At 67.7% G+C, this 6,359-nt stretch carries 7 protein-coding genes; 2 read left to right on the forward strand and 5 right to left on the reverse strand.

The features are described 5' to 3' along the window. From LQV45_RS15545 to glnA, 3 genes are all read right to left on the reverse strand, one after another. Positions 1-1,599: alpha/beta hydrolase (locus LQV45_RS15545; RefSeq protein ID WP_230007812.1), on the reverse strand; the 1,599-nt coding region annotated here is incomplete at its 3' end. Then, the gene (locus tag LQV45_RS15550) at positions 1,599-1,961 is read right to left on the reverse strand and encodes a DUF6507 family protein (RefSeq protein WP_230007813.1); all 363 of its coding nucleotides are present in this window, start codon (positions 1,959-1,961) and stop codon (positions 1,599-1,601) included. The genes LQV45_RS15545 and LQV45_RS15550, both read right to left, overlap by 1 nt. Before the next feature lie 159 nt (positions 1,962-2,120). After that, positions 2,121-3,545: a type I glutamate--ammonia ligase gene (gene glnA / locus LQV45_RS15555; protein WP_230007814.1), complete on the reverse strand. Its 1,425-nt coding sequence runs from the start codon at positions 3,543-3,545 to the stop codon at positions 2,121-2,123. A 101-nt stretch (positions 3,546-3,646) separates the two neighbouring features. Between glnA and LQV45_RS15560 the strand changes: the two genes are divergently transcribed. After that, positions 3,647-4,105, forward strand: a complete 459-nt coding sequence (locus tag LQV45_RS15560; RefSeq protein WP_230007815.1) for an RDD family protein — start codon at positions 3,647-3,649, stop codon at positions 4,103-4,105. A 48-nt stretch (positions 4,106-4,153) separates the two neighbouring features. On the opposite strand, the gene LQV45_RS15565 is transcribed toward LQV45_RS15560, so the two are convergent. Next, positions 4,154-4,864, reverse strand: a complete 711-nt coding sequence (locus tag LQV45_RS15565) for a DUF4191 domain-containing protein (RefSeq protein ID WP_230007816.1) — start codon at positions 4,862-4,864, stop codon at positions 4,154-4,156. 120 nt (positions 4,865-4,984) lie between these two features. Between LQV45_RS15565 and LQV45_RS15570 the strand changes: the two genes are divergently transcribed. After that, positions 4,985-5,947 (forward strand): hypothetical protein, encoded by a 963-nt coding sequence (locus LQV45_RS15570; RefSeq protein ID WP_230007817.1) that lies wholly within the window; start codon positions 4,985-4,987, stop codon positions 5,945-5,947. Between the two features lie 17 nt (positions 5,948-5,964). Here the strand turns inward: LQV45_RS15570 and LQV45_RS15575 are convergent. Continuing rightward, positions 5,965-6,359: 2-oxo acid dehydrogenase subunit E2 (locus LQV45_RS15575; protein WP_230007818.1), on the reverse strand; the 395-nt coding region annotated here is incomplete at its 5' end.

Genomic DNA, 6,359 nt, shown 5'->3' on the forward strand with positions numbered 1-6,359 from the left:
TAGCTGACCCGACTGGATCTGATCGGCGAGGGACTCGCCTGCCTGTTCGGTGACCCCGGCCGAGCAGAAGAACCACACGTGCGACACCAGGCCGGGATTGTCGGCGATCGCCTGACTCGTCATGGTCGTTCCCAGCGAATGCGCTCCGGCGTCGATCTGTGCCTCGGGATTGACCGCCCGAATGCCCTTGAGCGTCTCCGAAAGGCGCGCCGCGCCGGCATCCGGTCGATCGATGCCGAGGACCTCGGGGACGCCACCGGAGTCCCAATCCATCACGAGCACGACCGCCGCTGTTCGGTCGCTCCCGGTCCGCTTCAGCTCCGACGTGAGAGCCGACTGGAGGTTGGCACCCGCATTCGACCACTCGACGACCGACTGGAGATTCGTCCGGATGCCATGCGTCAGCGTGGTCACCTGGTCGGCACCCTCGACATCACCGAACGCGATACTCGCCCGCGGCGATCCATCCGTATCGAGGAAGAGACTCAGCAGCGTAGGACGGGAGCCGTCCCGGCCACGACGGTCGAGCACGGACTTCAGTGCGACCAACCGCGAACGCGTCTCGTCATCGAGGTCGTTCCTGCGCTCGATCTGCGCGAGACCGGCGAGATTGAACATCCCGCGCTGAGCAACCGGGATGCCGTTGAGATTGCCGACCACCAGCGGAGCCAGCGCCATCAACTGTCCGAGGGCACCGGCGTTCCACTCGCCGTTGGGCTCTGCGGTGGAGGCGTCGGCGAGATCGTCGAACAGGTCGCCCGCGCGCTGCGCGTCGACGAAAGCGACAGCCTGCACGAAATCGGGATGCCCGTCGAGCCAGCGCGTCACCTCCTCGCGGTCAGCGGTGGCGAGCCAGTCGATGCGCCGTTCAGCGGAGCGACCGAGGTCGTACGTCAACTGCTCGGCGAGCGACCTGCTCACGGATGCCGCCGACGGAGCGCCCGGATACGGCGATTCGGTGAAGCCCCAGAAGAGCTGCGCGACGCGCACGGGCTCGCCGCCCGCGCCCCTCACCTCCGTGCCGCCGGTGACACCGCGCAGACGCGCGGCCAGGCGGTCCTCGGCATCCTCGACGTCGCGGCGGAAGGTGTCGATGTCGGAGCGCAGGCTGTCGAGGGCACTCTCCGCCGAGCTCAGTGTCGTCGACGCGTGAAGTCGTGCCAGCGCGGCGTCCGCGGCGACCGAGGAGTCGATGTCGTCTCCGCGCGTCGAGCGATAGGTCGCATTCGCGAGGGCTGCCGCGTCGGCGGCGGACGAATAGTCCGCGACGACCCCCGGGATCCGGGATGCCAATTCTCCTCGACGTTTCTTCAGGTCGGCGAACTCCACCGACCCCGCGTCCCACAGCGCGTTGCGGGCGGAGACGAGCGCCTCCGCGAAGCTGCGGGCGTCCGCCGCGGGGCGGTCCAGCATCTGCGGAACGGCATCCGTGCCCGCGACGTGGAAAACAGTGGCATCCCGAAGCACATTCCACCGGGCGTGCACGTCCGACATGGAGATTTGCGTCTCGTTTGCGACATCCACGAGCCTCTGGCCGAGCCCGGTGAGAACATCAGGCTCGACGACGAACGGAAGATCGGCGACGGTCGGGGTACTCATCAATACGCCTGACCGTAAGCCAGCGGGGAATCGATGCCCCACTGATCCAGCGCGCGGGCCTCCGCCTCGCGGGACGAGACCGACATGTCGAGATCGCCGGTGACGACCGCTGTCGTGGCCTCGCTCACGGCGGACGCCGCAGCGGCCACCGTGTGGGCGAGCTTGCCGGGCACGGAGCGGCGTTCTTCGAGCAAGTCGCCCCAGGCGCTGGCCAAGGTGCGGCGACCGTCGGCCATGAGACTCTGCCCGTCCATGGCGAGGTCCTCGATGTCGGTGATCGCACGGGCGATCCCCGCGCCGGCGTCATCCGCCCCGGCCAGAACACCGATCACACGGTCGGGATCGACCCGATAGTCGCTCACGATGGCCCCTTTCATCGTCACGACCACTCTGCCGGACAGGCGCGGATCTCGACCGGGCCTCCCGTCCGAGCGTCGCATCGTCTATGTTGCGCCCCGGCAACGACGAAGCCCGCCCCCGCGAAACGGCGGGGACGGGCTTGGTCGTGGATGATCGGGCGATTAGACCCCGAAGTACAGCTCGTACTCGAAGGGGTGCGGGCGCTGAGCGATCGGCTGGATCTCGTTCTCGATCTTGTACTCGATCCAGGTGTCGATGAGCTCCTGCGTGAAGACGCCACCGGCGAGCAGGAACTCGTGGTCGGCGCGCAGGGCCTCGAGCGAGTCGAGCAGCGAGTTCGGAACCTGCGGGATGTTCTTGGCCTCTTCGGCGGGGAGCTCGTAGAGGTCCTTGTCGACGGGCTCGTGCGGCTCGATGCGGTTCTTGATGCCGTCGATGCCGGCCATCAGCTGCGCGGCGAACGCGAGGTACGGGTTGCCCGAGGCGTCCGGCGCGCGGAACTCGATGCGCTTGGCCTTGGGGTTCGTGCCCGTGATCGGGATACGGATGGCCGCGGAGCGGTTACCGGCCGAGTACACCAGGTTGACCGGAGCCTCGAAGCCCTTCACCAGACGGTGGTAGCTGTTGAGGGTCGGGTTCGTGAACGCGAGCACGGCGGGAGCGTGAGCCAGGATGCCACCGATGTACCAGCGCGCGATGTCCGAAAGCCCGCCGTAGCCGGTCTCGTCGTAGAACAGCGGCTTGCCGTCGTTCCAGAGCGACTGGTGGGTGTGCATGCCCGAGCCGTTGTCGCCGAACAGCGGCTTCGGCATGAAGGTCGCGACCTTGCCCCACTCGTTGGCGACGTTCTTGACGATGTACTTGAACTTCAGGATGTCGTCGGCCGCGTGCACCATCGTGTCGAAGCGGTAGTTGATCTCGGCCTGACCGCCCGTGCCCACCTCGTGGTGCGCGCGCTCCAGGATGAGACCGGCGTCGATCAGCTTGAGGCTGATGTCGTCGCGCAGGTCGGCCTGCTTGTCGACGGGGGAGACGGGGAAGTAGCCACCCTTGTAGGGGGTCTTGTTGGCGAGGTTTCCGCCCTCTTCCTCGCGACCGGTGTTCCAGGCGCCCTCTTCGGAGTCCACGGAGTAGAAGCTCGAGTTCTGCTTCACTTCGTAGCGGACGTCGTCGAAGATGTAGAACTCGGCCTCGGGGGCGAAGAACGCGGTGTCGGCGATGCCGGTGGAGGCGAGGTACTTCTCGGCCTTCTTGGCGACCTGACGCGGGTCCTTCGAGTAGATCTCACCGTTGCGCGGGTTGTAGATGTCGAAGACCATGATGAGCGTCTTCGCCTCGCGGAACGGGTCGAGGTACGCCGTGGTCACGTCGGGGATGAGCTGCATGTCCGACTCGTGGATGTTCGCGAACCCGCGGATCGACGAGCCATCGAACAGCTGTCCGACGGTGAAGAACTCCTCGTCGACGGTCGAGGCGGGGATGTTGAAGTGCTGCTGCACACCAGGAAGGTCCGTGAAACGGATGTCGAGGAACTTGACGTCCTCGTCCTGGATGAACTTCAGCACCTCGGACGAATCTTTGAACATGAAGACTCCAGAGGTAGAACATTCGGGATCGGCCAGGCTCGGCCAGCCTCCTCGACCATACCCAGAACCGGTGTCTCTGCGATATCTCGCATGTTTCGGGCATGTTACGCGGCCCCGATTACGCTGGAGGGGTGACCGTCCCCGTCGACAACGAATATCCGGGCCAACGGCTCGGCCTTCCCCGCGAGGGACGCGGCTCCATCGCCCGGCCGGGTCGCCGCATCGCCGCGCTCCTCATCGATGTCGCGAGCGCCGGACTCATCGGCTACGCCTTCTTCTCGACGCCCGATCCGGTGACCGGCATCCCGTTCGCCAACCCGATCGCGACGAACCTCATCTTCTTCCTCGTGCAGATCGTCTTCATCCCGCTGATCGGCGGGAGCCCCGGGCACCGGCTGCTCGGGATGCGCCTAGAGCTGGCATCCGGAGGTTGGGTGGGTCTGTGGCGGCCGATCGTGCGCACCCTGCTCCTCGCTCTGATCATCCCCGCGGTGGTGTGGGACGCCGATCAGCGCGGTCTGCACGACAAGGCCGTCGGGACCGTTCTGATCCGGAGCTGACGAAACACGAAGAGGCCCCGCGGTGAACGGGGCCTCTTCGTCATGGAGTCAACGGGGGCGCGGAGCGCGCATCTTCGTCGGGTCGACGCCCTTCGGGATCGGCAGCGACGACAGCCCCTGCGACACCGACGACACGCGCTTGATGACGGCGGCCTGCGTGGTGCGGTCGACCTTCTTCGGCAGCGACTTGATGGCCGACGCGAGGTTCTTGATCTGCACGTCGTCGTCGCCGTGACCGACGTAGAAAACGGTGACCGGCACTCCGGCGGCGACGCGCTGGACGCGGCCGCGCTCTTCGGTGATCAGGCGACCCAGGCGCGTCCGCGAGCCCTCGCCGATCAAGACGACGCCGCCCCGGCCGATGGCCCGGTAGACGGCCTCCTGCGTACGGGGGTTGACGGCGATGGGCGTCTCGGAGGCCTGCCAGTGGCGGCCGAGCGACGACGACAGCACGTGACCGGTGGCGCCGGGCATGCCATCGATCTTGCGGTACATCGCGCGCGTCGAGAGTCGCGTCATCATGATCATCGCGACCAGGATGCCGGCGAGCAGGCCCGTGACACCCCACAGGATGACGCTCCAGATGGCGACCGGAGGGATCAGGAAGCCGACCAGGACGCCGAGTCCGATACCCACCAGGACGATGCCGGCGAGCGCGAACGGGAGCCAGCGGTACTCCTTCTGCGTGAAGGTGTACAGGGTGCGAAGCTGGGAGAAGAATCCCGGACGCTTCTCGGGGGTGGAGGTGCGAGCGGCCATGGGATCGATTCTATCTTCGCGCCCGGCATCGCTCCTCCCCACGTGGCAGGTTCGTGGATCCGTCCACGAAACAGGCCGTGGACGCGCACTGGGATGTCCGGACCTCGCGAGTATCGGGGGATGCGCACCGCTCACCCCGCAACCACGATCGACAGCCTCGAGGGATACCTGCACCGGCGTCGACGCAGCGCTCTGCCGCTGACCCCTGGCGAGGCGGCGACCATCGCGATCGCCCTAGTGCGCGGATGCGCCGATGCCTCTCTGCGCGCGCGGGGCGGGCAGTGGCGGCTCACCGCCGAGGGGCGCCCCGTGCTCGTCCCCGACCCGGATGCCGACGATGTGCTCGCCGCGACGGCACGGATCCTCGACGAGCTCGTAACCCTCGTCGACGCCGACGTGCGACCCGGCTTCGCCCGACTGCGTGACCTTGTGCTCACCGAGCCGCCGCGGGCGTGGGACATCGCGGAACGGCGCTTGCTGGCGGTCGTCGAGCCGCAGCCCATCGTGCTGGGTCCCCTCACCCCGGGCGAGCCGCAGGTCGCCGGACCGCCGCACGTCGAGGCGGAGGGATCCTCGGATGCCGCTCGCCCACCGCTCCTCGACGGTGTGCGCCGCGTGCTGCGTCGCGGCGCGTCGCGTCGCGGCCTCGTCCTGTCGACGGTGGGGGTCGCCGCGCTCGTCGTGGTCGGGGCGTCATCGATCCCCGCGGCACCCTCGGAGACGACGACATCTGTTCCCGACGCGTCGCTCTCGCCTGGGTCCTCCGTCTTCTCGTCGACGGCTTCTCCCGCGGCACGACCCGCGGACGACGACGTTCGCTCCGCGGCTCTGCCGGTACTGAGGCAACTGGCGGCGTGTACCGATGCCGAATGCGCATCGACACTGCGCGAGGCGTCTGCGGACCCCGGCGAGCCCGCGCTCCTCGACCCCGCCGCCGCCGAACTCGAGGTCGTGGACGACTTCGGTGGGCTCGCCGTCATCCGCCTCACGGGGGCGGACCGCACTCAGTACGTCACCCTCGTCCGGGAGAAAGACCGATGGCTGGTCCGCTCCGTCAGAGACGTCGCGGACCAGCCATCATGAGGCCGATCAGGCGGGGATCAGATGCCGAGGTCGCCCTCGAACTGCGCCGCCTCGAGGCGGGTCTTCACCGCGCCGAGGAAGCGGGCGGCATCCGCGCCGTCGATGATGCGGTGGTCGTACGACAGTGCGAGGTACACGTACGAACGGACCGAGATCGCGTCCTTGCCGTCGACCGAGACGACACCCGGCTTCTTGACGACGGCGCCGAGGCCGAGGATCGCCGACTGCGGGAGGAACACGATCGGCGTGTCGAACAGTGCGCCGCGCGAACCGGTGTTGGTCAGCGTGAACGTGCCCCCAGCGAGCTCGTCGGGCTTCAGCTTGTTGTCGCGCGTCCGCGTCGCGAGGTCAGCGATCTCGCGAGCGAGCTGAGCGATGTTCTTCTCACCGGCGTCCTTGACGACTGGGGTGA

Source organism: Microbacterium sp. Bi128 (genome assembly GCF_918698205.1).